At 70.5% G+C, this 25566-nt stretch carries 21 protein-coding genes; 10 read left to right on the top strand and 11 right to left on the bottom strand.

From position 1 onward, the window contains the following. Position 1: 1 nt before the first annotated feature. Entirely contained in the window at positions 2 to 829 is an 828-nt protein-coding gene (locus ABN273_RS02940) for a class I SAM-dependent methyltransferase (protein ID WP_349447020.1), read from the bottom strand. Positions 830 to 901: 72 nt separating this feature from the next. On the opposite strand from ABN273_RS02940, the gene ABN273_RS02945 reads away from it, so the two are divergent. Genes ABN273_RS02945 through ABN273_RS02955 form a run of 3 tightly spaced genes read left to right on the top strand, consistent with a single transcriptional unit; the run spans position 902 to position 4019 of the window. Beyond that, positions 902 to 1963, top strand: coding sequence for an SPFH domain-containing protein (locus ABN273_RS02945; protein WP_349447021.1), 1062 nt, complete (start codon positions 902 to 904; stop codon positions 1961 to 1963). 10 nt (positions 1964 to 1973) lie between these two features. After that, positions 1974 to 3050: a TFIIB-type zinc ribbon-containing protein gene (locus ABN273_RS02950; RefSeq protein ID WP_349447022.1), complete on the top strand. Its 1077-nt coding sequence runs from the start codon at positions 1974 to 1976 to the stop codon at positions 3048 to 3050. A 9-nt stretch (positions 3051 to 3059) separates the two neighbouring features. Beyond that, complete coding sequence (locus ABN273_RS02955) at positions 3060 to 4019, top strand: lysylphosphatidylglycerol synthase domain-containing protein (protein ID WP_349447023.1); 960 nt, start codon at positions 3060 to 3062, stop codon at positions 4017 to 4019. Here ABN273_RS02955 and ABN273_RS02960 read toward each other — a convergent pair. From ABN273_RS02960 to ABN273_RS02970, 3 genes are all read right to left on the bottom strand, one after another. Continuing rightward, complete coding sequence (locus tag ABN273_RS02960) at positions 3920 to 4981, bottom strand: glycosyltransferase family 4 protein (RefSeq protein ID WP_349447024.1); 1062 nt, start codon at positions 4979 to 4981, stop codon at positions 3920 to 3922. The genes ABN273_RS02955 and ABN273_RS02960 overlap by 100 nt on opposite strands. Positions 4982 to 4985: 4 nt before the next feature. After that, on the bottom strand, positions 4986 to 5915 hold the full coding sequence (locus ABN273_RS02965; RefSeq protein WP_349447025.1) for a glycosyltransferase family 2 protein: 930 nt from the start codon (positions 5913 to 5915) through the stop codon (positions 4986 to 4988). 93 nt (positions 5916 to 6008) lie between these two features. Beyond that, complete coding sequence (locus ABN273_RS02970) at positions 6009 to 8093, bottom strand: hypothetical protein (RefSeq protein ID WP_349447026.1); 2085 nt, start codon at positions 8091 to 8093, stop codon at positions 6009 to 6011. A gap of 181 nt (positions 8094 to 8274) precedes the next feature. Here ABN273_RS02970 and ABN273_RS02975 point away from each other — a divergent pair, with 181 nt between their 5' ends. From ABN273_RS02975 to ABN273_RS02995, 5 genes are all read left to right on the top strand, one after another. Continuing rightward, on the top strand, positions 8275 to 9783 hold the full coding sequence (locus ABN273_RS02975) for a hypothetical protein (RefSeq protein ID WP_349447027.1): 1509 nt from the start codon (positions 8275 to 8277) through the stop codon (positions 9781 to 9783). Between the two features lie 144 nt (positions 9784 to 9927). Next, the gene (locus ABN273_RS02980; protein WP_349447028.1) at positions 9928 to 11574 is read left to right on the top strand and encodes an LCP family protein; all 1647 of its coding nucleotides are present in this window, start codon (positions 9928 to 9930) and stop codon (positions 11572 to 11574) included. 46 nt (positions 11575 to 11620) lie between these two features. After that, on the top strand, positions 11621 to 12517 hold the full coding sequence (locus tag ABN273_RS02985) for a DNA-3-methyladenine glycosylase family protein (protein ID WP_349447029.1): 897 nt from the start codon (positions 11621 to 11623) through the stop codon (positions 12515 to 12517). 51 nt (positions 12518 to 12568) lie between these two features. Then, complete coding sequence (locus ABN273_RS02990; RefSeq protein WP_349447030.1) at positions 12569 to 15130, top strand: bifunctional FO biosynthesis protein CofGH; 2562 nt, start codon at positions 12569 to 12571, stop codon at positions 15128 to 15130. A gap of 86 nt (positions 15131 to 15216) precedes the next feature. Further along, positions 15217 to 16959 carry a substrate-binding and VWA domain-containing protein gene (locus ABN273_RS02995; RefSeq protein WP_502910918.1) on the top strand — a complete coding sequence of 581 codons (1743 nt, stop codon included), beginning with the start codon at positions 15217 to 15219 and terminating at the stop codon, positions 16957 to 16959. Positions 16960 to 16989: 30 nt separating this feature from the next. Here ABN273_RS02995 and ABN273_RS03000 read toward each other — a convergent pair whose 3' ends face one another. From ABN273_RS03000 to cofD, 3 genes are all read right to left on the bottom strand, one after another. Then, positions 16990 to 17721, bottom strand: a complete 732-nt coding sequence (locus ABN273_RS03000) for a lytic polysaccharide monooxygenase (RefSeq protein ID WP_349447032.1) — start codon at positions 17719 to 17721, stop codon at positions 16990 to 16992. 92 nt (positions 17722 to 17813) lie between these two features. After that, on the bottom strand, positions 17814 to 19103 hold the full coding sequence (locus ABN273_RS03005) for a coenzyme F420-0:L-glutamate ligase (protein ID WP_349447033.1): 1290 nt from the start codon (positions 19101 to 19103) through the stop codon (positions 17814 to 17816). Further along, entirely contained in the window at positions 19100 to 20038 is a 939-nt protein-coding gene (gene cofD / locus ABN273_RS03010) for a 2-phospho-L-lactate transferase (RefSeq protein WP_349447034.1), read from the bottom strand. The genes ABN273_RS03005 and cofD overlap by 4 nt, the downstream gene beginning before the upstream one ends. A gap of 182 nt (positions 20039 to 20220) precedes the next feature. Here cofD and ABN273_RS03015 point away from each other — a divergent pair, with 182 nt between their 5' ends. Together ABN273_RS03015 and ABN273_RS03020 are read left to right on the top strand one after the other, a co-directional pair. Next, positions 20221 to 21972 (top strand): hypothetical protein, encoded by a 1752-nt coding sequence (locus tag ABN273_RS03015; protein ID WP_349447035.1) that lies wholly within the window; start codon positions 20221 to 20223, stop codon positions 21970 to 21972. Between the two features lie 318 nt (positions 21973 to 22290). After that, positions 22291 to 22551 (top strand): WhiB family transcriptional regulator, encoded by a 261-nt coding sequence (locus ABN273_RS03020; RefSeq protein ID WP_020546325.1) that lies wholly within the window; start codon positions 22291 to 22293, stop codon positions 22549 to 22551. Positions 22552 to 22958: 407 nt separating this feature from the next. Here ABN273_RS03020 and ABN273_RS03025 read toward each other — a convergent pair whose 3' ends face one another. From ABN273_RS03025 to ABN273_RS03040, 4 genes are all read right to left on the bottom strand, one after another. Further along, the gene (locus tag ABN273_RS03025; RefSeq protein WP_349447036.1) at positions 22959 to 23165 is read right to left on the bottom strand and encodes a hypothetical protein; all 207 of its coding nucleotides are present in this window, start codon (positions 23163 to 23165) and stop codon (positions 22959 to 22961) included. Continuing rightward, positions 23165 to 23566, bottom strand: a complete 402-nt coding sequence (locus tag ABN273_RS03030) for a VOC family protein (RefSeq protein WP_349447037.1) — start codon at positions 23564 to 23566, stop codon at positions 23165 to 23167. Before ABN273_RS03030 ends, ABN273_RS03025 begins: the two co-directional genes overlap by 1 nt. Positions 23567 to 23709: 143 nt before the next feature. Beyond that, the gene (locus ABN273_RS03035) at positions 23710 to 24825 is read right to left on the bottom strand and encodes a CU044_5270 family protein (RefSeq protein WP_349447038.1); all 1116 of its coding nucleotides are present in this window, start codon (positions 24823 to 24825) and stop codon (positions 23710 to 23712) included. Continuing rightward, positions 24825 to 25409, bottom strand: a complete 585-nt coding sequence (locus tag ABN273_RS03040) for an RNA polymerase sigma factor (RefSeq protein ID WP_349447039.1) — start codon at positions 25407 to 25409, stop codon at positions 24825 to 24827. Before ABN273_RS03040 ends, ABN273_RS03035 begins: the two co-directional genes overlap by 1 nt. Positions 25410 to 25566: the final 157 nt, after the last annotated feature.

Consider the following 25566-nt stretch of genomic DNA (forward strand, 5'->3'; position numbering starts at 1 on the left):
CTCACAGCGGGCGGACCCGCTCGGGCGGCTGCGGCAACGCCGCGCCCGCGGGCCGCCGCGGGGTCTTGGTGGCCACCCACAGGTACGTCGGCACGAGCGGCAGCAGCAGCCGGAGCACCTCGCGAGGAGTGCGGGCCAGCACGCCCTGCGCGATCCGCCCCAGCGCGCCGGGGAACAGCTCGCCCCCCGCGAACCGGCCGGGCGTGGCGAGCACGGGGAACGTGTAGTCCCACACGTGGAAGGCCCTCAGCATCTTGCGCAGCCCGCGCCGCGTCCTGAACCGCTCGTAGTAGTGGTCGGCCCGCCCGGACGCCCGCACGTAGCGGTCGGCCAGCGCGGGCGGCAGGTAGGACAGGAACGGCAGCTTGTAGTGGGGCTCCATGACGCCGAGCCGGTTGCCGAGCCCCAGGTAGAGCACCCCGTCGTCGGACAGCACGCGGTGCATCTCGGCCACCACCGCGTCGGGGTCGACCACGTGCTCGTAGATGTGGTTGAACACCAGCACGTCGATCGACCCGTCGGGGAACGGCAGCGCCGTGCCGTCGCCGCAGACGAACGCCACCCGCTCGCCGAACCGGTCGGCGGCCTTGCGCAGCCCCGGCACGTCGATGTCGATGCCCAGCGTGTGCTTGGCCCCGGCCTGCGCGAGCTCGTCGGCGATGAAACCCGCGGAGCAGCCCACGTCGCCCACCGTCAGCCCGCCGAGCGGCCCGCGGAAGTGCTCGAGCACCGCGATGATCTTCGCAGCCTTCCGTCTCCGCTTGCCCTCGTCGAGCATGGCGGACTGGAACTCCGAGTATTCGAGCTGCGCGACCCGTTGCTTACCCACGAGGACCCACAGTACCCAAAGGGCCTTTGGTACGGTGGCCGACCTGGCAGAACCCACACGGACGGGGGCCAAGTGGCTATTTTTGACAAGATCCGCGGGGAATTCATCGACATCGTCGAATGGCTGGATGACAGCCGCGACACACTCGTCTGGCGCTTCCCCCGCCACGACAACGAGATCAAGATGGGCGCCCAGCTGATCGTCCGCGAGTCGCAGGTCGCGGTCTTCGTCAACGAGGGGCAGATCGCCGACGCGTTCGGGCCGGGGACGTACGCACTGGAGACCAGGAATCTGCCGATCCTGTCCACGTTGAAGGGCTGGAAGTACGGGTTCGAGTCGCCGTTCAAGGCGGAGGTGTACTTCGTCAGCAGCCGCCAGTTCGCCGACTTCAAGTGGGGCACGCAGAACCCGGTCATGGTGCGCGACCCCGAGTTCGGGCCGGTGCGGCTGCGGGCGTTCGGCGCGTACGCGGCCAGGGTGACCGACGCCCGCGCCCTGCTGCGGGAGCTGGCCGGCACGGACCCGCAGTTCCGCACCGAGGAGGTGGAGGGCTACCTGCGGCAGATGGTCGTGGGCCGGCTCGCCCACGCGCTCGGGACGGCCGGGGTGCCGGTGCTCGACCTGGCGGCCAACCAGCACGAGATGGGGCGGCGACTGGCCGAGGCGCTGACGGCCGACCTCGCGGCGGTGGGCATCGCGATCCCGAACTTCACCATCGAGAACATCTCGCTGCCGCCCGAGGTGGAGCAGGCGGTGGACAAGCGCTCGCAGATGGGCGTCGTCGGGGATCTCGGGGAGTACGCGCGGTTCCAGGCGGCCGGCGCGCTGGAGAACGCGGGCGGGGCGGCCGAGGGCATGGGCCTGGGCATGGGCATCGCGGCGGGTCAGCAGATGGCCGCCGCCCTGAGCCAGGACCAGAGTGGGCCGCCGCCGCTGCCGCAGCCCGAGCGGTGGTACCTCGGCGTCGACGGCGAGCGGCGCGGCCCGTTCGACGAGGCGGAACTGCCGGGCGCCGGGCTCACCCCGGACGCGCTGGTGTGGAAGTCCGGAATGCCGCAGTGGGCGCCCGCCCGCGACGTCCCCGAGCTGCAGGCACTCCTGCGCGACACGCCACCCCCCTTCCCGCCCGCCTGAAGGACCTCACGTGACCTCCCCCACCCAGACACCCGCCCATCCGTGCGCGGGCTGCGGCGCAAGCGTGGCCTTCGCCCCCGGCACCACCGCCCTGCGCTGCCCGTACTGCGGCCTCGAGCAGCAGATCGCCGCGCCCACCCGCCAGGTACGCGAGCTCTCCTACGAGGCGTTCCTGGCCAAGCCCCGCGTCCGGACCCTCGCCCCGAACCAGTTCACCTGCCCTGGCTGCGCCGCCCGCACGGAGAGCGACGCGATCTCCAGGACGTGCCAGTTCTGCGGCACGGTCCTGGTCGCCGACACCGCGAACGACAGCCAGATCGCCCCCGAGGCCGTGCTCCCCTTCGCGCTCGACCGCAACGGCGCCAGGAACGCGCTCCGCTCCTGGGTGCGCAGCCGCTGGTTCGCCCCCAACCGCCTCAAGAAGGTCACCGAGGCGGAGTCGATGAAAAGCACGTACCTGCCGCACTGGACGTTCGACGCGGGCACCGTCTCCGACTACGTCGGCCAGCGCGGCGAGCACTACTGGATCACCACCTCCTACACCGACAGCAAGGGCCAGAGGCGCACCCGAAGGGAGCGGCGGACCCGCTGGTACCCGGCAGGCGGGCGCGTGGCGCGTGACTTCGACGACGTCCTGGTCCCCGCCACTACCCAGGTGGACATAGAGGACCTGAACGAGCTGCAGCCCTGGCCGCTGAACCAGGCGGTGCCGTTCCACCCGAACTACGTGGCCGGGCACCACAGCCTGCGCTACGACACCGAGCCGCCGGTCGGTCTGGAGCAGGCCAAGGTCATCATGCGCGACGTCATCGACAAGGACTGCCGCAGGGACATCGGCGGCGACGTGCAGCGCGTCTTCTCGGTCGACACGCACTACTCGAACGTCATGTTCAAGCTGGTCCTGCTGCCGGTCTGGGTCGGAAACTACCTGTTCGGCGGCAAGGCGTACCAGGTGCTGATCAACGGCGCGAACGGCGAGGTCCAGGGCGACCGGCCGTACAGCCCGGTCAAGATCACGCTCGCGGTGCTCGCCGCTTTGGTGCTGATCGGCGCTGCCGTCTGGCTTTACCTGGCGGCCCGCACGTAGCCTGAGCGAATGCTCCGTCGCCTGCTGCGCGTCGCCCTCGCCCTCGTCGCACTCGGTTTCCTGGGGTACGGGCTGGCGAAGAACTGGGATGAGACCATCGGCGCCGTCGCCGCGATGTCGCCGTGGGCGGTGCTGGGGGCGTTCGCCGCGGTGCTGCTCGGCCAGTTCTTCATGCTGGTGGCCTGGCGGGAGATCCTGGCGGGGCTCGGCACGCGGGTGTCGCTGCGGATCGCCGGGCGGATCATGTTCGTGGGCCAGCTGGGGAAGTACATCCCTGGCGGTGTCTGGGCGTACGCGGCGATGATGGACCTCGGGCGCGACCACGGCAGCCCGCCCCGGCGCACGTTCGCCACGATCTCGCTGGGGCTGGTGATCAACCTCGGGGTCGCGATCATGATCGCGGCGGCCACGCTGAGCCAGCTGGAGGCGGTGCGCCGGGCGTGGTACCTGGTGCTGCTCGTGCCGGTGATCGTCGTGTGCCTCCACCCCAAAGTGCTCACCTGGGGTCTCAACCTGGCACTGCGCATCGCGCGCAAGGAACCGCTGGAGAGCGTGCTGTCCAGCCGCACGGTGTACGTCGCCGCCGCATGGACGACGCTCGGCTGGTTCGTGTACGGCCTGCACATCTGGCTGATCGCGGGGCGTTGGGACCTCTACCTCATCGCGACCGGCGCCTACGCGTTCGCCTGGGCGACGGGCATCCTCACCGTCGTGGTCCCGGCCGGGGTCGGGGTCAGGGAGGGCGCGCTGGTGCTCGTGCTCGGCCCCGTCATCGGCGCCCCGGCGGCGCTGGCGGTGGCGATCGTGTCACGGCTGGCGTTCACGCTGGCCGACGCGACCGCCGCGGGCGTCTCGTTCGTGCTCGGCCGTCAGGCGCCGAGCAGCGCCCCCGTGTACGCCGACCAGAACGGCTCCGGATCGACCGCCTTGACGCCCGACCGCAACCTCTCCGGCTCGCCCGAGGCGTAGAACCGCTCGATCGCCGCGCGGAGCGCCCCGACGTCGCCCGGCTCGACCAGCAGCCCGTCCACCCCGTCGGTGACGTGGTCGGCGAGCGCGCCGACGCGGGTGGCGATCACCGGCACGCCGTGCTCGTGGCCGAGCCAGACGTTCTGGCTGGCGGTGGCGTTCCGGTACGGGAGCACGAGCGCGTCCGCCTGGGCGAACAGATTCGGCACGTCCGCGGCGGCCACGTAGCCGGGGCGCAGCTCGACCCGGTCGCCGATGCCCAGCTCCTCGATCAGCGCCTTCGTCCCGTCGAGCCCGCCCCAGAACTCACCCGCGACCGTCAGCCCGATCCCCTCGGGCAGCGCCTTGAGCAGCAGATCCAGCCCCTTGTACGGCCGCACGATGCCGAAGAACAGCAGCCGGCGATGGACTTGGGTGGATTTTTCGGCATTCGTCGAGGGCAGGTGCGGCGGCAGCGCCGCCACGCTGACCGGCTTGCCCGTCAACCCCCTGGCCAGCCCGGCCTGCTGCTCGGAGTGGGTCAGGACGCCGTCGACCCGCTTGAGCAGCGCCTTCATGAGCGGCTCGTCGTACGGCTTGCGCTCGTGGGGCAACACATTGTGACAGAGGGCAATAGTCCGGACTTTTCGCCTTATCCCGTACAAAATCCCCAAATATGCGGGGACCTGCACCGGACTCAGCACGGCCAGCACCACGAGATCCGCCGACCGCAGCCGCTTGCCCGCGGAAACCCACCCGTCGGGCCGCCGCCAGTCGAGCCTGCGCACGGTGTCCGGAAAGGGCGTGCCCTCTGGCGCGGAGATCGTCTGCTGCCCCGGGTAGAGGAACGACGGATACTGCGCCCGCCACGACTCGATCACCACGTCATGCCCCTGGGCCGCGAGCCGGTGCGCCAGCTCGGTGGTGTGCTGAGCCCCGCCCCCCTTGTACGGATAGCTCGGGCCGACGATCGCGATCCGCACGCGCCTATTCTCCCCGCGACCGCACGATCAGGTCGGCCAGCAGCGCCACGGACCCGATCAGCATGCCGGACAGGAAGATCATGACGGTGTTGGCGGGGAAATAGAACGGGTGCTGGACCATGTCCCACACCCCCTTCACGAACCCGATGCCCACCAGCCACAACGCGGGCGGCATCAGCACCTTGAGCGGGTTGAAGTACATGATCATCCGCAGCACCTGCAGGATGTAGCGGTAGGCGTCGGACACGAAGCTGAACTTCGACTTCCCGGCCCGCTTGGCGTACTCGATCGGCAGGTAGTAGATGTCGTGCTGGTTGGACAGGAACGACAGCGTGATCGTCGTCACACACGAGAACCCGGGCGGGAGCAGCCGCAGGTAGGGCTTGGCCACCGTCCTGCGGAAGGCCCGCAGCCCGGAGTTGAGGTCGGGGATCTTCTGCCCGGCCAGCTGCTCGGCCACCTTGCGGATCACCCACTTGGCCGGGACCCGCAGGAGCTTGTGCGAGCCCTCCTCGCTGGTGCGCGCGCCCACCACCTGGTCGATCGTGCGGTCCTTCTCCAGGATCTGCACCAGCTCGGGGATGCGCTCGTTGGGGTAGGTCATGTCGGCGTCGGTCCAGACGACGATCTCGCCCCTGGCCTCCTGCGACCCGATGCGCCGCACGGTCCCGGCGCCACCGTTGCGGTGGAAGGCGCGGATGCGCAGGTGGGGGTATCGGGGAGCGGCCTCGTGCAGCCTGGCCAGCGTCTCGTCGGTCGAGCAGTCGTCCACGGCCACGAGCTCGTAGGTGTAGCCGCTCGAGTCCATGGCCCTCGTGATGCGCTCTACTTCGTCGATGACGTGATCCTGCTCGTTGTAGCAGGGCAGGACGATGGTGACGTACGGCGCTTCTTCCACGGCAGGTCCACTCTTGGGGGTCTCAAGCGTGCTCACGGGGCTTGAGGTTACTCTGCTCAACTCAAAGCCGAGTCCACGTGCGCCCAGTGGGAGCCCCTACTTCCAAGATCGCCCAGGGTTGCCGAGCGGTCAGGGCAGGGCCATCCAGGCGTTGATCCGCAGGGACCAGGTGCCGTTCGGGGCGTCCACGAGTGAGCGCTCGTCCTGGCGGCTGACCAGCGCCATCACCTGGGACGCCGGTCCGTACGGCGAGACCTGGCCGGCCTCGGCGGCCAGCACGACGGGGACGCGGCCCGTGGCCCGCACGCGCTCGATCAGGCGGCGCACCTGCGACTCAGGGGCGACGTCCGATCCCTTCTCCCGCACCACCTCCGCCGCCGGGCGGTCGCACATGCCGCGCATGAGCTGCGTGAACCGGTCGCTGGTGACCCGCTCCACGATCAGCACCGACGCGTTGGGCGGCAGCTTCGCGCACATCGCCGCCACGGCCGCCGCTTCCCCCCGCTCGACCGGGTCGAACGCGGTCCCGATCGAGGTGACGGCCGGCGGCACGAGAACGACCAGCACCGCCAGCGCCGTCCCCCAGCGCCGGAGCCCGGGGCCGGACAACCAGGCGGGACCGCGCCGTACGGCGAGGTCCCGTAGCCGGGTCTGCTCGCCCAGCCAGGCCAGCCCGTACGAGGCCAGCAGGATCAGCCCGGGGATCACGATGGGGACGAGGCGGCGCGCGGCCCACGGGTGGTCGGGGGTGATCTCGGGGCGCACCAGCGTGGTGACGGTGGTCCAGCCGACGACCGCGAGCGGCAGCAGCCACTCGAACGGCCTGCCGTCCCGCAGCAGCCTCCCTACCAGCACCGCCGCCGCCACTGTGGCCAGCACCACCACGGGCAGGCCGACGTACCAGATCACCCAGTGCAGGGAGTTCTCGAAGTAGAGCCGCGTGCCGTCGATGGGCAGGCCGTTGACCTGCTGGGTCTGCTCGATCATCAATTCCGTGCGCCGGTCGTCCAGCGTCGTGGGGATCCGGGTGACGGTCTGCAGCCACGGGCGGACGTACAGGCCGACCATGAGCAGCACCACCAGCGCGGCACCGGCCGTGGGGGCCCATTCCGGCAGGCGGATCCTGGCGAGCAGCGGGGCGGCGGCCGTGCCGGCCAGGGTGAGCAGGAGGACGGCGGCGCAGATGAGCAGCAGCGGATTGACCGAGCCCGACAGGTAGGACAGGTACGGCCGGGCGAGCAGGTACGCGGCGAGCATGCCGGCGCCGGCGCCCACGACGAGCCCGGCCAGCAGCGGCAGCCCCAGCGCCCCCTGCGGCCTGGCGAAGCGCCGCATCGCGATCAGCAGCCCCGCGAACGCCAGCACCGGCAGCACGTCCCGCAGCCCGTCCACCCTGACCAGCACGGCCAGCCCGAACACCAGCCCGGCCAGCAGCCCCCGCCCCCAGCCAGAACCGTCAGGTCTCAGCCCGCCGTGGCCCGTCCCGCCCGGTGCGCCCACCCGGGCGAGCGCGTCGTGCGCCAGGGCCAAGCCGCCGAACAGCAGGATCAGCGACGGGATCTCGCTGAACGTGCTGCGCGAGGTGTAGATGACCGGCATGCTCACCGCGAAGACGGCCGACGCCGGCCCCGCCCAGCGCGCCCCCGCCAGCCGCGCCACCACCCCGCCCACGGCGAGCACGGCCAGCCCGCCCAGGACGCCCGGTACCGCGAACGGCACCCCCAGCCAGTCGCCCACCGCGAACAACATGGGCGGCCCGGGCATGAACTGCGGCACCACCGCCCCGTCCACCTGGTAGAACCCGACGCTCTTGAAGACCAGCGCGGGATCGGCGCCGCCGAACGCCGCGGCCTGCGTCGGGATGGGCAGCGAGCCGTGGCCCGCGATCCAGGCCGCGTACTGCGCGTACGTCGCCGGATCCCGCCGGACGATGACCTGCTCGGCGTGCATGACCACGTTGAACACGCCCGACGCCACGGCCACCGCCACGACCCCCGCGACCTGCCGCGACGTGGCCTGGACCAGCTTGCCCGGCCGTCGCGTGCCGGCCCAGCACAGCAGGGCGGCGGCGGCCAGCCCGAGCAGCCCGGCCGGCAACGGTGCGAACCAGCCGAGCATCAGCAGTGGCAGCCCCGCCAGCAGCCAGCCCGCCACGGCGAGCGCGGGCACCACCGAGAGCGCGGCGAGCACCCGTCCGGGTCGATCGAGTTCCATCGGTGAGCGAGCGTATCCAACCAGAGGGGCCACTTCGACGAGCGCGCGGGCGCGGCTCCGAAGCGACCGAGCCCGCCGCCACGGAGTGGTGGCCATGAACACGCAGAATCGCGGGTAGCGTACGCAGGCAGCGGATTGTGCAGCGCGACGTGCCGGAGCGAAGCGGGAGGACGTGCGGGTGATGGCGGAGGCTCGCGCCGATGAGCCCGCGAAGACCGGCCGCGGCAAGCGCCGCATGCCACGCGACCTGGCCCGCTGGGGCGGCCTTGCGCGGGTCACGGATCCGTCCTGGTGGAAGCGGCACCGGTGGTTCCTGGCCGTCCTCGCCCTCGGCACGGCCCTGCGCGCCCTGGCGATGCTGGGCTACCGGCCGGCCCTGTGGTTCCCCGACTCCTACACCTACGTCGTCACCGTCTTCAGACCGCGCCCCGACCTGGTCAGACCGGCCGGCTACTCGATGTTCGTCAAGCTGCTCGAGCCGTTCCACAGCTTCGGGATGGTCGCAGTCACGCAGCACCTGCTCGGCCTGGCCACCGGCGTGCTGATCTACCGGGTCGCGAGACGGGCGCCCAGGTGGGTGGCGACGCTGGCCACCGTGCCGGTGCTGCTCGACGCGTACCAGGTGGAGCTGGAGCACCTGCTCGTCTCCGACACGCTGTTCATGTTCCTGGTCGTGGCGGCGGTGGCGCTGTGCGTGACGGAGCGGCGGGCCACGGTGGTCGCCATCGGGCTGCTGCTGGCGGCCGCCACCCTCACCAGGACCGTCGGCCAGCCTCTCATCGTGCTGTTCGCCGCGTGGTTCGTGCTGCGCAGGCGGGTGGGCCTGGCCGGGGTGCTGGTCGCGGCCGCGCTCGTGCCGGTCGCCGCGTACGGCGGCTGGTTCTACGCCACGTACCAGCGCGTCGGCCTCGTGGGGGCGAACGGCGCCTTCCTGTACGCCCGCACGATGTCGTTCGCCGACTGCGCCAAGATGGAGCCGCCGCCCGACCTCAGGGTCCTGTGCGACCCGCGCCCGCCGGAGCGGCGCCCGCCGTCCCAGGAGTACCTCTGGGGGAAGGAATCCCCTCTCGTGCAGCTGCCCGGCATCACGTTCACGAAGGTGAACGACGACCTGGCGGGCAGGTTCGCGATGCTGGCGATCACCAGGCAGCCGCTCGACTACGCCGCCTCGGTGCTGACCGAGCTGGGCCGCACCTTCACCTGGGGGCGCCCGGTCTATCCCGATCCCGAGATCTACGGCTACTACCAGTTCCCGGTGCAGGAGCCCGGACCACCTGGCCGCTATCCCGCACAGGTCGGCGCCGATTATGCCAAGCTCTACGAGCAGGGTGCGATCGGCACAAAGATCGTCGAGCCCTACGCCGGATGGCTGCGGGCCTACCAGGGCATGGCGCGGCTGCCCGGCCTGGTGCTCCTGGGGGCCCTGCTGGTGCCCCCGCTGGCGGCCGTCGCGCGCAGGCGCCGAGTGGGGCGCCTCGCCGGTGCCCCGGCCTGGCTGGTGCCCTGGTCAGCGGCCGTCGTGCTGCTGGTCACACCGGCCGCGGCGGCGGAGTTCGACTACCGGTACGTGCTGCCGGCCGTACCCCTGGCCTGTATGGCGGCGGCCCTGAGCACCAGGCCTGACGTGCTGAGACAGCCCGGAGACGATAATGAGTTTGGCAATGATATTCCACCCAATGTCCGGCTCTGAGTATGCTTTGCCGCGGAAACATCACGCCCGGGTCACGGCCGTTCCCCGCGGTCATGACACCTGGCACGCCGTACGTGACCTCGTCTCGTGGCGTGAGGCGACGAAGCCAGCGCGTCAGGCGCGAGAAGTGAGGCTAGGGGACGTATGACTGACTACAGGAGCGTGCCGGTAGTCGGCTCCGGGCAGGACTACAGGTCTGCCCCCACCCAGCCTGGCAGCAGGATGGCGCGCAGAGCGGCGGCCGCCGCGGCGCCGCCGCCCCCGCCCGACGACCGGCCACCGCGCAGCCACCGCGGCGGCGGTGGCGGCGGCCAGAACAAGATGCGCATCCTGGCCTGGGTCAGCATCGGCGTCACCACGCTCATGGTGGCCGGGGCGCTGACCGGCTACACCGTCTACCGCGACGCCTTCGGCAACATCAAGAAGAAGAGCGTCAACAACGACATCATCAACCCGCGGCCCCCGGAAACCGGCGCGCTCAACGTCCTGCTCGTCGGCTCCGACACCCGCGCGGGCAAGGACAACGCGAGGTACGGCCAGAAGCTCTCCAGGACGGCCGACGCGGGCGGCAAGCGCACCGACACGATCATCCTCATGCACATCTCCCCCAACCGGGACAAGGCACGCCTGATCAGTTTTCCGCGTGACTCGATGGTGCAGATCCCCAGGTGCAAGAACGAGACCACCAAGCAGGAGATGCCCCCGCGCCGAGACATGATCAACTCGGCGTACAACTCCGGCGGCATCGCCTGCACGATCTCCACGATCGAGACCCTCACCGGCATCCGCGTCAACCACTTCGCCGAGGTCGACTTCAGCGGCTTCAAGAACATCGTGGACGCGCTCGGCGGCATCGAGATCTGCCTGCAGTCCGGCGTCAACGACAAGGCCTCCAAGCTGGTCCTGCCGCCCGGCAAGAGCCTGCTCAACGGCGAGAAGGCCCTGGGGTACGTGCGCCTGCGCCACTACGGCGACGGCAGCGACATCCAGCGCATCAAGCGGCAGCAGATCTTCCTGAGCAAGGTCGTCGCCAAGGCCACCAGCAGCGATCTGCTCACCGACGTCGGCAAGCTCAGGGACTTCATCGCGGCCGCGGCCGGGTCGGTCACCATGGACCCCGAGCTGGCCAACGACACCGAGCAGCTCATCAACATCGCGCTGAGCGCCAAGCAGCTGACGGCCGGAGGCGTCAAGTTCACGACGATCCCGTGGACGCCCGACCCCGAGGACAAGAACCGCGTGGTCTGGAAGCAGCCCGACGCCAACGAGCTCTTCACCTCGATCAAGACCGACACCGAGCCCGCCGCCCCGGCGCCGTCCGCGAGCGCCAGTGCGAGCGCCAAGCCGAAGGTCACCCTCAAGCCCGAGCAGGTGAAGGTCCAGGTGCTCAACGGCACCAAGACCTACGGCAAGGCACGCGAGGTCGCCGAACAGCTGGCCAAGGAGGGCTTCAACGTCGTCGGCGTGGGCAACTTCGAGGCGGCGGGCGGCCAGAGCCTGGCCAAGAGCGAGATCCACTATGCCAAGACCACCACCTCGGCCCCCGACTACGCGGACACGCTGGCCGGAGCCGTCGTGCCCAAGCCCGCTCCGGCGGCGGGCAGGGTCACGGCCACCAACGCGCAGCCGTACACCCCCGCGACCCCCGTCACGAACGCTCCGCCCAAGGGCACTCCGGTGATCCAGCTCGTCGTGGGCGAGGACTTCGACTCGGTCAAGGTGACCAAGCTGCCCGACAGCGTCAACAACAGCACCATCACCGCGTCCGAGCAGAAGAACGTCTGCACGTGAGGCTCGCCGGGTCCGAGCAAGGGGCCGGGCGCGGGAGACTGGATGGGTGAGGGAGCGTCGATGGGAGCCCGACGGGCCGCTGGACGTGGGGCTGGCGTTGCAGCCCCACCGGCGCGGCGGCGGCGATCCCACCTGGCGCAAGACCGGTGACGGGGCAGTGTGGCGGACGTCCAGGACGCCCGACGGGCCGTGCACGCTCAGGGTGAGCGTCAAGGCCGGGTCCGTGCACGGGCAGGCGTGGGGGCCGGGCGCGGAGTGGGCGCTGGAGACGTTGCCGGCGTTGCTGGGCGCCCTCGACGACACTTCCGGATTTGTCGTCAAACATGAGGTCCTGGCGGATGCTGCCAGGAAATATCCGGGCGTGCGGATCGGGCGTACCGGGCGGGTCATGGAGGCCCTCGTACCGGCCGTGCTGGAGCAGAAGGTGGTCGGGCAGGAGGCGTGGCGGGCCTGGCGGTGGCTGCTGAGCCGGTACGGCGAGCCCGCGCCCGGACCCGCGCCCGAGGGCATGCGGGTCGTGCCCGAGCCCGTGGTGTGGCGGCAGATCCCCAGCTGGCACTGGCACCGCGCGGGCGCCGAGGCGGTGCGGGCCAGGACGATCGCGAACGCCGCCTGGCACGCCGACAAGCTGGAGGCCGCCGCCACCACCGAGGAGCTCGACCGGCTGCTGCGCGCGCTGCCGGGGATCGGGGTGTGGACGTCTGCCGAGGTACGCCAGCGTGCCTTCGGCGACCCGGACGCCGTGAGCGTCGGCGACTTCCATCTGGCCAAGCTCGTCGGCTATGCCCTGACCGGGGAGAAGACCGACGATCCCGGGATGTTGCGGCTGCTGGAGCCCTACCACGGACACCGGCATCGCGCCACGGTCCTGGTCTGGCTCACCGGCCTGCGCCCGCCCGCGCGGGGGCCGCGGATGCCGGTGCGCGACTACAGATCGTTCTGAGACGCGCCCCTGGGTGCGAGCGGCGAACCCAGCCCGTCGTACTGTGCCCGTATGAGTCTCGTCAGCGAATCCGCGCTCCGCCGCGCCCTCGCGCGTGCCCGTGACGGCAAGGCCCTCGACGTCACGGAGGCGACCGTCCTCCTGCACGCCCGGGGCGAGCACCTCGACGCCCTGCTCGAACACGCCTCCCGCGTACGTGACGCCGGGCTACGGGCGGCCGGCCGCGAAGGGATCATCACGTACAGCAAGAAGGTGTTCATCCCGTTGACCCGGCTCTGCCGGGACCGTTGTGGTTATTGCACCTTTGCCACCGCGCCGCACAAGCTGCCGGCGCCGTTCCTGAGCCCTGACGAGGTGCTGGAGATCGCCCGGCAGGGCGCGGCCATGGGGTGCAAGGAGGCGCTGTTCACGCTGGGGGACCGGCCGGAGGACCGCTGGCACCAGGCCCGCTCGTGGCTCGACTCGCACGGTTATGACGACACGCTGTCCTATGTGCGCGCCATGGCGATCCGGGTGCTGGAGGAGACGGGGCTGCTGCCGCATCTCAACCCGGGCGTGCTGAGCTGGCGTGACCTGCAGCGGCTCAAGCCGGTCGCGCCGTCCATGGGGATGATGCTGGAGACCACGTCGCGGCGGCTCTTCGAGGAGAAGGGCGAGGCACATTACGGGTCGCCGGACAAGGACCCGGCTGTGCGCCTGCGCGTCCTGGAGGACGCGGGCCGCACGAACGTGCCCTTCACCACCGGGATCCTGATCGGCATCGGGGAGACGGTCGAGGACCGGGCCGAGTCGCTCTTCGCCATCCGGCGGGTGGCACGCGAGTACGGCGGGATCCAGGAGGTCATCGTCCAGAACTTCCGGGCCAAACCGGACACGGCCATGCGGGGGTTGCCGGACGCCGACCTGGAGGAGCTCGCGGCCACCATCGCGGTGGCGCGCCTCGTGCTCGGTCCGCGCGTACGCATCCAGGCCCCGCCCAACCTGGTGGACTCGGAGTACGAGCTGATGATCCGGGCGGGGATCGACGACTGGGGCGGCGTGTCGCCTCTCACCCCCGACCACGTGAACCCTGAGCGTCCTTGGCCGCAGATCTCCCTGCTGGCTTCTCGTACCGCCGAGGCCGGGTTCGCGCTGCGGGAGCGGTTGACCATTTATCCCGAGTACGTGCTGGCCGGCGAGCCCTGGCTCGATCCCCGGGTGTCCGCGCACGTCGCTGCTCTGGCCGACCCCGGCACCGGGCTGGCCCGGGAGGACGCGGTGTTGCGGGGGTTGCCGTGGCAGGAGCCGGACGGGGGGTTCGCGTCTTCGGGGCGGGTCGACCTGCACGTGGAGGTGGACACGTCGGGGCGCACCCACGATCGGCGGGACGACTTCGACCACGTCTACGGCGACTGGGACGCCCTCCGCGACCGCCTCGCCCCTGCCTCCGCCGTCGGCACGGGGACGCCCAGTGACGTGCGGGAGGCGCTCAGGAGGGCGGCGGCGGACCCGGCAGGGTTGACCGACGCCGAAGCCGCGGCGCTGCTCCAAGCCGACGGAGAAGCGCTGGACGAGCTCGCCGCCATCGCCGACGAGCTCAGAAGGCAGACCGTGGGCGACGACGTCACGTACGTCGTCAACAGGAACATCAACTTCACCAACGTGTGCTACACCGGCTGCCGCTTCTGCGCCTTCGCCCAGCGCAGGACGGACGCCGACGCGTACACCCTGAGCCTCGACCAGGTGGCGGACCGGGCCCAGGAAGCGTGGGAGGCGGGGGCGACCGAGGTCTGCATGCAGGGCGGCATCCACCCCGATCTCCCCGGCACCGCGTACTTCGACCTGGCCAGGGCGGTCAAGGCCAGGACCCCCGGCATGCACGTGCACGCGTACTCTCCCATGGAGGTCATCAACGGGGCGAGCCGGACGGACATGTCCATCCGGGCCTGGCTGGAGGCGGCCAGGGAGGCGGGGGTCGACTCGCTGCCAGGAACGGCGGCGGAGATCCTGGACGACGACGTGCGGTGGGTGCTGACCAAGGGGAAACTGCCCGCGAGGGAGTGGGTCGAGGTCATCACGACGGCCCACAAAGTGGGCATTCCGACGACGTCCACCATGATGTACGGGCACGTCGACAACCACCTGCACTGGGTGCGGCACATCAAGCTGATCCGGCGCATCCAGGAGGAGACCGGCGGTTTCTCCGAGTTCGTGCTGCTGCCGTTCGTGCACACCAGCGCCCCCATCTACCTGGCGGGTGTCGCCCGGCCTGGCCCCACGGCGCAGGAGAACCGGGCGGTGCACGCGCTGGCCAGGATTCTCCTGCACGGCGCGATCAAGAACATCCAGTGCTCCTGGGTGAAGCTCCGCGACGACCTGTGCCGCCAGGTGCTCCAGGGCGGCGTGAACGACCTCGGCGGCACCCTCATGGAGGAGACCATCAGCCGGATGGCGGGCTCGGAGAACGGCTCCTACAAGACCATCAGCGAGCTGCGGGAGATGGTCGAGGTCACCGGCAGGCCGGTCAGGCAGCGCACCACCGAGTACGGCACTCCCGCCCAGGAACGGCTGGACGCCTCCCGGGCCAGTGACGGCGTGTGCAAGAGCGTCAGGAGAGTCCTGCCGATGGCGTAGCTATAACATGTTCTAGTAGGACTTGCGCCCGCTGTGGGAGGCGCTGCGAGAATCGTCACTCCCCTGGAGAGAGGTTCACCGTGCGCTTGGGTCGACACCGTGCCGCGCCGGCTCCCGAGCAACGCCGCAGGACGGCGTTGCAGCGCGGGATGCTGGCCGGGCTCACGGCCGTGGCCATCGTCGCCGGTGGTCTCGTCGTGGTGTTCGGCAGTGGTGGCGTGCTGTGCAGCACGCGAGAGCCCGTTCTGGTCAGCGTGGCGGCCGCGGTCGACGTGGCCCCGGCGGTCATGGAGGCCGCCGGGCGCTTCAACGAGACGAAGACGGCGGTGGGCGGCCGGTGCGTGCTGGTCCAGGTGACCGAGCAGCAGCCGGCCACCGTCCTGCGTACGCTGATCGGCGACCGCGCGGGCGTGCTGCGCGAGCGGCCGGACGGGTGGATCGCGGACTCGTCGGCCTGGATCAGGCTGGCCCGCCAGCAGGGCGCGAACGCGCTGCCCGCCGGTGAGAGCGTGGTGGCGACGTCGCCGCTGGTGTTCGCGACCCGCTCGTCGCTGGCCCAGCGCTTCTCCGTGGGCAGGACCGAGATGAACTGGCGGATGGTCTTCCCGCCGACCGTGCGCGGGCGGCTGCGGCCCAACACGAACGAGCCGGACGTCGTACGCGTACCGGACCCGTCACTGGCCGGGGCGGGCATCGCGACCGTGGCCGCCGCCAGGGACGTCGTCGGCACGGGACCCGGGGCGGACAGGGCGCTGACCGCGTTCGTACGGTGGGCGCAGGCCGGCTCCGCCCCCGATTACCGCAGCATGCTGGCGGCCGTGGACGACCACACGTTCTGGCAGCGCCCGGTCGTCATCGTCCCCGAGCAGTCGGTGTGGAACCACAACCTGCGCCCCTCCGCCGACCCGGTCGTCGCGCTGCACCCGCGCGAGGGCACGATCAACCTCGACTACCCGTACGTCGTCACCGCCGGCGACCCCACGGTGGCTGAGGCGTCCACGGTCTTCGCCGACTGGCTGAGGGGCCCGCAGGCGCAGGAGATCGTGCGGCGGGCCGGGTTCAGGTCGGGCGACGGCGCCCAGGGGCCGATCTCGCCAGGCCCGCAGATCCCCTCGACGGCGCCGAAGACCAGGCCGTCGGTGTCGCCGCAGGACATCGACGAGGCACTGCGCGCCTGGAGCCGGCTGGCCCCGCCGACGAACATCCTCGTCCTTGCCGACACCTCCAAGCACATGGCGGAGGGCCTGAACGGCACCACCAGGATCAGGATCGCACTGGACGCGGCCAAGATCGGGCTGCAGCTCTTCCCCGACTCGACGCACATGGGCCTGTGGGAGTTCGCGAATCGGGTGGACGGCGTCAAGAACTACCGGGAGCGGGTCGGGCTCGGCTCGATCAGTGAACCCGAGACGGGGCAGGTGATCCGCAAGAGCCGCCTCGTCGAGGCGACCGGCGGCATCGCCGCCCATCCCAAGCTCGACAGCTCGCTCTACGACGCGATACTCAGGGGCTTCCGCAAGGTCACCAGCGATTACCGCGAGGAGATGAACAACGCGCTCCTGGTGATCACGGCGGGCAAGGACGACGGCAAGGGCGCCGGGCTGCCGGAGCTCCTCGACACGCTGCGGCGCGAGTGGAACCCGGACAAGCCCGTACAGGTCATCATCATCGCCTTCGGCAAGGGGATCGATCGCGGCAGCCTGTCGCAGATCACTGCCGCCACGAACGGCTCCCTGCACGAGGCCCAGGAGCCGGGGGAGATCATCGACGTCTTCCTCGCCGCCCTGGCCCGCCGGCTCTGCCATCCCACCTGCGAACCGACCCCATGACAAGGGGGCGCCCTCAGGCGCCCCCTTGGGTCAGACCTTCTGCCAGAGCGCCGGGACGTTGGGCGGCTCCCAGCCGGCCAGCGCGGTGTGGGCCTGGATGCAGCGGTAGGTGACGCCGTTGTAGGTCACGACGTTGCCGACCGCGTACGCGGTGCCGGCCTTCCACGTGCCCGAAGGCGTCGTGGGCGTCGGCGTCGGCGTGGGCGTCGGAGTGACGGTCGGGGTGGGGGTGGGCGTCGGGTTGCCGCCACCGCCGCCGATCTGCAGGTCGATGCAGGAGTAGAAGGCGTTGGTGGTGTCGGAGATGTTCCAGATCGCCAGCACCTTCTGCCGGCCCGAATAGCCGGACAGGTTGACGGTGTGCGAGACCGTGGCGGGCGGCTGCTGGTTGTTGCCGCTGAAGACGGCCACCCGCGTGTTGCCGATGAAGTACTCGTAGTTGAGCGTGGCGTGCCTGGCGGTGAACGTCCAGTTGAAGGTCACCGTGGTGCCCACCTGCGCGGCGGGCCACGGCTTGCTCTCGTCGCTGAGCTGGGCGAACTGCGGCAGGTCGGCGTTGCAGCTGCGCAGCCCCTTCGGGCCCTCCACGCTCTGCGGCTCGTAGATGATGTCGCCGCAGTCGGGCACCTTGCCCTGGGCGCAGTTGGCCTGCCGGCTGGGCGGGGAGTTCACGTAGCCGTGCGCGAACGCGGGTGCGGTGTTGAACACCGTGGTGGCGAGGGCGATCACCACCACGGCGACTAACGTGAGAGTCCTTCTCATGGAAGAGCTCCTTTACATGGGGGGATGCTCCAAATGTAAAGGAAACTTTCCTAAGAGTAAATGGTCGGCTGACAAGGGGTTTCCCTGCTCCGTCAGCGCGTGACGATGAAGTCGTCCGGGTCGCGGGGCGCGCGGTCACGCGGCGGGGCGGCCGCGTGCCCGACGGCCACGCAGCCCATGGGGTCCCACGAGCCGGGCAGGTCGAGCACCTCGCGGACGACCGGGCGGCAGAACATCGTGGACGACACCCACGCCGAGCCGAGCCCCTCCACGGCGAGCTGGATGAGGAGGTTCTCGACCCCCGCGCCCGTCGCCACCACGAACATCTCCCGCTCCGAGGCGTTGCGCCGATCGTCCCGGTAGGTGTGGGAGCCCTCCATCACCAGGCACGGCACGATCAGATAAGGCGCGTTACGCAGCACGTCGCCCCGCTTGATCCGCTTGGCGATCGACTGCTCGCTGAACCCGTCGCCGCGCAGGTCCTCGATCCAGGCCTCGCGCATGGCGTCGAGCAGCTTGGTCCGCGTCTGCGGCGACTCGACCAGCACGAACCGCCACGGCGTCGTGTGGTGCGGCGCGGGCGCCGCGATGCCCGCCGCCACCGCCCTGCGCACCTTCTCCGGATCGACAGGCCGGTCGGAGAACTCCCTGATGGTACGGCGGGCGAACACGACATCCCGCGACCCGTAACGGAACAGGTCGTCGTCAGCGGCCCGCACCAGCGGCCTGACCCCGGGCCCGTCGTCCTCGGTGACCAGGTGGGACAGCCCGCGTACGATCGCCACCGGGACCCCGCCGAGCTTGCCCTTGACCAGCTCGGCCGCGCCCGCGATCTCGTCGGCCAGCGCCGTGACGGTGGCGTTGAGCTCGTTGCCGTAGCCGTCGGACGTGCCGCGGAAGTCGTCGAGCGGGCGCACGCCCGCCGCCCCGATGGCCACGTCGGTGAGCCCGTTGCGCCACGGGCGGCCGAACGTGTCCGAGACGATCACGCCCGCGCGCACGGGCAGGCCCTTCCTGATGCGCCTGGCCGAGGCGTCGGGGTCCTCGGGCAGGAGCAGCACGGTGCCCGGCTCGGTGTTGGAGGCGTCGACCCCGGCGGCGGCCATGACGAACCCGTGGCGGGTCTGCGAGATCACGGTGTCGCCGCGCCTGGCCACCACGCGCTCGGTCTCGTCCTCGATCGCCTGGACGCGGTCGGGCGCCTGGCGGATCCGGCCCTCGGCCTTGCTCACGATCTTGGAGGTGACGACGACGATGTCACCGTCGCGCAGGCCGGCGTCCTGGAGCAGGGCCGCCACGTCGTCCCCCGGCCGCACCTCGCCGATGCCCGCCACGGCGATCACTTCCAGCCGCAGCGGGGTCCGGGCGTCCTGGTCGGTCATCGGGCGAGCTCCTTGGCGAGGTCGAGGGCGGTGCGGGCGATGTCGGCCGCGGCGTCGGCGTCGTGCATGAGGATCGGCCGGGCGACCACCCGGACGCCGTCGAGCGCGGCCCCTTCGTCCTGCTCCGCCACCAGCCACCCGTCGATCAGCTCCGAGCCGTACAGCTCGAGGACGGCCTGCGCCGTCGTCTCCACCCCGATGGTCGTCAGGCAGGCGTCGGCCATGCCCCTGACCGGCGCGCCGCCGATGATCGGCGAGACGCCGACCACGGTCTTGGGGAGCAGGGCGTCGCGGATGCCCGGGACCTGCAGGATCGTGCCGATGCTCACGACCGGGTTGGAGGGCGGCAGGATCACCACGTCGGCCTCCTCGATGGCCTCGAGGACGCCCGGCGCGGGCTTGGCCGTGTCGACGCCCACCAGCGCGAACGACTGCGCCGGGATCGAGGCGCGCAGCCGTACCCACCACTCCTGGAAGTGGACGGCGCGCTTGCCGCGCTCGTCCTCGATCACCACGTGGGTCTCGCAGCGGTCGTCGGTCATCGGCAGCAGCCGCACGCGCGGCTGCCAGCGCGCGCACAGCGCCTGCGTGATCTGCGACAGCGGGTAGCCGGCCTCAAGCATCTGCGAGCGCACGATGTGGGTGGCGAAGTCGCGGTCGCCGAGCCCGAACCACTGCGGCTCCACGCCGTACGCGGCCAGCTCCTCCTTGACGACGTGGGACTCCTTGGCCCGCCCCCACCCCTGCTCCTCGTCGATGCCGTTGCCCAGGGTGTACATGACGGTGTCGAGGTCGGGGCAGACCCGCAGGCCGAACAGGGTGATGTCGTCGCCCGTGTTGCCGATGACCGTGATCGAGGCGTCTGGCGCGGCCGCGCGCAGGCCACGCAGGAAACGGGCGCCGCCGATGCCGCCCGCGAGTGACACGATGTGCATGCCGACCAGTCTTCCACCGGCCCCTGACAGGCCCTTCCCGGGTGGCGTTTTACCCGACCTGTTATGAGAGAAATGCCAGCTGTAGGCCGAATTGGGATGTAGGAGGTTCCTGGGACTCCCGCCGCGCGAGTCAGTGATGTGGCAAACTCCCTTCGGACCAAAGGGGTCGGTTGGGGGTAGTTGTGAGCAAATTTGACGTCGCGCGGCTGAGGGATCCGGCCGCCTGGATCATGCTCGTCGCCGGATTGCTGACCGTACTGCTGACGATGGGCGACATCCTGGCCGGCTCGTCCGGGTTGGCCCTGACTGTACGCGCCGCCAGGAACGCCCTCGACCTGACGAACCCCGTCGTGACGGCACTGCTGCTGGGCGCCGTGCTGCTGGCCACCAAGGTCGGCGAGCCGTCGCCCAAGGCCAAGCTGATGATGTACGTGTCGGCGGCCGGCCTGCTGCTGGCCTCGTTGTTCGGCACGTTGTCGCTGCTGCTCGGCCTTTTCGCCGGGATCGGCGGCTGGGTGACGGTGCAGCTGGTGCTCCTGGGCGTGCCCTACGTCGCGTTGACCGCCATCGCGCTCGTCTATCTCCTCCCGCAGGTCCTCCCGGAACGGCCCGCCGCGCAGCCCTACCAGCAGCCGCAGTTCGGCCAGCAGGCCCCATATTTCGGACAGCAGCCGCAGTTCGGCCAGCCCGAGCAGCCCCAGCAGGGCTACGGCCAGCCCCCTTACGCCCAGCAGCCTCATTCGGGCCAGCAGCCGGGTTACGCTCAGCAGCCGCCCTCCGGCGGGTACGGCCAGCCCCAGCCGGTCTCGCAGCCCGGGTTCGGCCAGCAGCCCGAGTCGGGCCAGTACGGCCAGCAACCCCCGTCCGGTCAGTACGGCCAGCAGCCCCCGTCGGGTCAGTACGGGCAGCAGCCGCCGAGCTTCGGCGGCCAGCCCGAGCCCCAGGCGGCCCAGCCCCAGCACCCCGAGCCGCAGGCCGCCGCGCCGCAGCAGGCCGAGCCGCCGTACCAGACGCAGCAGATCAGAGGCGCCCTGCCCGCCGCCCCCTCGGACCAGGGCCAGCCGGACCAGTCGTACTCGCCGCAGACCTTCGGCCAGTCGGCCTACGCCCCCGCCGACACGGCCCCCTCGGTCCAGGACTACAACACCCCGCCGGCCGCCGAGTACCAGCCCGCCCCGTACGTGCCCGCGGACAGCCAGCCGAACGTCTACGGCCAGCCGAGCCCCAACCCCTACGCGCCCCCCGCGGCCGAGCAGCCCAACCCGTACGCGCCGCCCGTGGACCAGCCGAACCCCTACGCGCCGCCCGCGGACCAGCCCAACCCCTACGCTCCGCCCGCGGACCACCAGAACCCGTACGCCCCGCTGGACGCCGCGGCCAACGCCTTCACCGGCCAGGCATTCCAGACGCCGCCGGCCGACACCGCTCCGAGCGTCCCGTACCCCCCGGCCGCCGAGCAGCAGCCGCACTTCGGTCAGAACGCCTTCGACTCGCAGGGCGGTCAGCCGTTCACCGGTTACTCCGGCCACGAGTACGCCGCGCCGTACCAGGAGCCGGAACCGCCTGTGGACCCGCGGTCCCAGCAGCTCATGGACGCCTACCAGCAGGCCGAGACGTACCAGCACTCCACGGGCGGCACCCAGCCCGAGCTGCACGTGCCCGACTACTCCAACCAGGCGCCCAGGCCGTACGACGACCCGTTCGGCCACCCGCAGCAGCCCGCGCCCGGCGGATACGAGCCCCAGCAGGGCCAGTACCAGCCCACGCACCAGCAACAACAGCAGCAGCAGCCGGGCTGGCCCCAGGCGGAGGGCGGCGGAGATGCGACGATGCGGCTCGACTCCGCACCTTTCGGCAGCGGCTTCGGCACCCGCCCGGGCGACGACCCGATCGACCCGACAGCCATATACACCCCCAACGAGCCACGCAGGTAACGGACCGGCAATGAACGGCTAGAGAGAAGGTGGGGCGACGGGCGGGTGTCTATCCCGCCCTGGTACGGTTCGGACCGCTGACACGTTGAAGGTGCCTTGCCGACGCCGAGAGCAAAGGGTGTTGGCCGGGTGCGAACATCACATGCCAAGCACACCGGGGCGAGCTCTGGTCTTTCCCCGGATAGCTGCATGCCGCTTGACGTCAGCTACGGCGCACGCGTGTAATTACAACCATGTTGTTACGCCTTCCGGTGGGTGGGTAATAAGGAAGGCGTCCATGGGGGGCTCCATTGCGGGCGGGCGGCAGGGAGGTGTGCAGTGACCGATCCGGTCATCGCACAGGATCAGCTTGACGCTGAAGAACTCGGCTGGCAGGAGCGCGCGTTGTGCGCGCAGACGGATCCGGAGGCGTTCTTCCCGGAGAAGGGCGGCTCCACCAGAGAGGCCAAGAAGGTCTGCCGATCGTGTGAGGTTCGTGCCGAGTGTCTCGAATACGCACTCGAGCACGATGAGCGGTTCGGCATCTGGGGAGGGCTGTCCGAACGAGAGCGCAGACGGATCAAGCGCCAGGCCGTTTAGGTATATGGCGAATGGGGTCACGCGGGCGACCGTGTGACCCTTTTCGCATGTCAGCGGAGCGGGCCAGGGGGTTCCTGGGGGGACAGTATGGTCCTCTGCAAGGGGGCGCTTCGCGCGATGAGAGCTCGGGCAGCGCCCTGTGGGGGCAAGCCCCCACACCCCCGGCGGGGACCTGCCGGTCCCCGCACCCCTCGGACGTGACCCGGTTTAACACATGGCAAGATGCCTGACCGAAAGCTGGACGACGGCCGTGGTGTCCACGGTGACAGAGAGCCGGAACGTGCTGCGAGCTACGAAGCGACGATCGCCATCAACTCTGCCAGTCGTGAGTCATTCCACTGTGCCGGGTGATTTTTCCGCATCAGTGACTTGCTGATACGACAGTTCGTACAGGTGGCCGCCTTTGATCAGGACCGATGCCTCCACCGGCTGCCTGAGGTCGCTGTAGACCACCCGGAACTGCCCTTCACCAGTCCCCGAGTCCCGAAGAACTCGGCGGAACCGGGCATCACCACGTACGTCCATCCGCCCTTGCCCTGGCTCTTCAGCAACGTCGCCGTGAACTCCTTGTCGAGCTCGTGGACCACGTCGTCCCCTCGCGCCGTGACAGCCATCACCGCTCTCCCTTCGGCTCTTCGACGATCTCGAAGCCGTTGCCGTCCGGGTCGCGGAAGGAGAACATCGGCGGGATGCCCTCCCACAGCAGCAGCTCACCCACGTCGACCCCGCGCGCCACCAGCTCCTTGTGCAGGGACGCAGCGTCCGCCGTGGTCAGCCGGATGCCGGTCTCGACGCCGGCCGCCTTACCTGGACCTGCCGGAACGAGTGCGATCGCGGTCACCGCGCCCGGCGGCGCGACCTCGATCCAGCGCCCACCGAGCTGCTCGACGGGCGCGTCCAGCCGTTTCTCCAGCCCCAGCGTGCCCACGTAGAACTCGACGGCCCGGTCCTGGTCGGTGACGGGGACGCCGATGGTCCTGACGCCGTGGATCGCGGTGCTCACTTGCTCGCCCACTGCGGGCCTCCTGTCGTTCGGTGCATCCAGGTGGACTCGTGAGCTGCCCGAAAATCATCGCGGATCCGGGGTGCTGCCTTGCCGCGGCACCGCCTTGGAACCCATCACGGCGGTCAAGGCGGTGCCGCGGATTCAGGCTTGCCTCACTCCTGCGCGGGCGGGGTGTCGGTGGGTCCGACGGCCAGCACCGCGATGTAGGAGGTGCGCGGCCCGCCGGGTACCTCGTAGCCCTCTCCAGCCAGCGGCTGGCCGCTGGCTGGGTCGATGATGATCCGGCTGGTCCCCGGGATGCCTTCCGATTCGTCGCTCGTGCGCGTGAACGCCTGCCCCTTGCGCCCCAGCGGATCGGTGACCTCTCCCAGCGACCGGACCCCGGGCACATCGGCCAAGATCCGGTAGGAGGCCGCGCGGACCTGCGGCGACACCGGGCCCTCCGGGTGGAGGAGCACCATGCTGACCGCGGCCCACAGCTGTGCGGCGTCACCTTCCACCGGCCCGCCCAGGCCATCGGAACGAGTCCAGTGGAGGAGTTGCTCCTTGAGCCGTGCCGGATCGGCGGACAACTTCCTGACGTCCAGACCGGGGTGGGAAGTCATGAAACCCGCCAGGTCACCCGCCATCCGCACGGTCTCCATGCGCTCTTGCGGCCGAGTGTCGAAATCAGGGCACGGACCGGAGGGTTGTTCCACGGTGACCTTCCCGTCAGGCCCGGTCTTGTAGAGCTTGCCCTTTGTGCACGGCCGCGGCACCCGGGTAGGGCTGCCGGCCGCGCGCCAGGCGGCCGCGTCCTCGGCGCTGACCGGCGCGGCCCCCAGATTCTGGTACGCGTACCAGCCATCGTCGTCCTTGGACGTGGGGTACCACCAGGCGTCGATCCGGCGACTCAGCATCGAGTAGGGCCGCTGCGGCGAACCTAACTTGGCGACTCCGCCGGTCTCCACCTTGAAATGGGTGTAACGTCCCTGCGCCTCCTGGGCCTCGCTGCTGGTCGCGGCGAGGATCAGCAGTTCTCTGGCGCTGGCGGGTCCAGCGGAGGGGATCCCGATGACCAGCGCGAAGACGACCGCCAGCGACACGGTGGCGGCCCATCCGCCGTAGAACAGCGGCCTCCTGCCGTAGAGCAGCCGCTTGGCCGGGCTGCGATGTCCGCTGCCGCCCTCATGGGCGAGCCGGAGGAAACGGGCGCGCCCCGCCGCCGCCTCCCGCGGTGTGGGCTCCGGCTCCGCGAACACGGCCTCGATCACCTTCAGCTCGTCCATCACCACTCCCTCATCGGGTTGACGTCACCCAGGGCGTTGCGCAGCTTCTTCCTCGCCCTGTTGATCCGGGACCCGACGGTCCCGACCGGTATGTCCAGCGCGGTAGCGATCTCCTCGTAGCCGAGCCCGCCGAACACGAGCAGGAACACCACGTCGCGATCGCCCTTCGCGAGCCCTTTCAGCCCGCGCACCAGCTCCGGCCTGCTGGCCTGCGCCGCAAGCTGCGAGGTCACGCGGTCCTCGTGGCCCTCGGCGGAGCTCTCGGCCGTGACCTTGCTGAGCGCGTTCAGCCGGCGGCCTTCTCTGCGGCGGTGCCGGGCCACGACGTTCGTCGCGATGCCGTATAACCAGGACCGCACGGTGCCGCGCTGGGGATCGAAGCCGCCCCTGCTGTTGAACGCGATCAGGAAGGCGTCCGCGACCAGGTCTTCGACATGCTCGCGGCCGAGCCGCGCGGCCAGATACCGGTAGAGATCTTTGAAGTACCGGTCGTAAAGGAGCGCGAAAAGGTCGGGATCGTCCAGCGACCGCTCAACCACGGTGACGTCTTCCATCACGTCACTGGCGTCTGGTGGTGCAGTCATGGCTTCCTTTCGAAGGGAACTGACGCCCACAGTTCGCCGCTCGGCCGGTTTTCTTCACGCCCACCGCCGTACCGCCTTCGGTCCCAGCCGCCAACCGTTCGCGGCGTCGCAGCCGAGCTCGCCGAGTCCCTTCCGAACGGAAGCATCACCTGGTGTC

Source organism: Nonomuraea sp. B19D2, from assembly GCF_040137845.1.
Classification (GTDB): Bacteria; Actinomycetota; Actinomycetes; order Streptosporangiales; family Streptosporangiaceae; genus Nonomuraea.

Excerpts from the sequence above, each read along its gene's own strand:
- ABN273_RS03040 (WP_349447039.1), bottom strand. The coding sequence starts at position 25,409 with ATGACTGCACCACCAGACGCCAGTGACGTGATGGAAGACGTCACCGTG.
- ABN273_RS03000 (WP_349447032.1), bottom strand. The coding sequence starts at position 17,721 with ATGAGAAGGACTCTCACGTTAGTCGCCGTGGTGGTGATCGCCCTCGCC.
- ABN273_RS02975 (WP_349447027.1), top strand. The coding sequence starts at position 8,275 with ATGGCGGAGGCTCGCGCCGATGAGCCCGCGAAGACCGGCCGCGGCAAG.
- ABN273_RS02990 (WP_349447030.1), top strand. The coding sequence starts at position 12,569 with ATGAGTCTCGTCAGCGAATCCGCGCTCCGCCGCGCCCTCGCGCGTGCC.
- ABN273_RS02970 (WP_349447026.1), bottom strand. The coding sequence starts at position 8,093 with ATGGAACTCGATCGACCCGGACGGGTGCTCGCCGCGCTCTCGGTGGTG.
- cofD (WP_349447034.1), bottom strand. The coding sequence starts at position 20,038 with ATGCACATCGTGTCACTCGCGGGCGGCATCGGCGGCGCCCGTTTCCTG.
- ABN273_RS02955 (WP_349447023.1), top strand. The coding sequence starts at position 3,060 with ATGCTCCGTCGCCTGCTGCGCGTCGCCCTCGCCCTCGTCGCACTCGGT.
- ABN273_RS03025 (WP_349447036.1), bottom strand. The coding sequence starts at position 23,165 with ATGGCTGTCACGGCGCGAGGGGACGACGTGGTCCACGAGCTCGACAAG.
- ABN273_RS02980 (WP_349447028.1), top strand. The coding sequence starts at position 9,928 with ATGACTGACTACAGGAGCGTGCCGGTAGTCGGCTCCGGGCAGGACTAC.
- ABN273_RS03005 (WP_349447033.1), bottom strand. The coding sequence starts at position 19,103 with ATGACCGACCAGGACGCCCGGACCCCGCTGCGGCTGGAAGTGATCGCC.
- ABN273_RS03035 (WP_349447038.1), bottom strand. The coding sequence starts at position 24,825 with ATGGACGAGCTGAAGGTGATCGAGGCCGTGTTCGCGGAGCCGGAGCCC.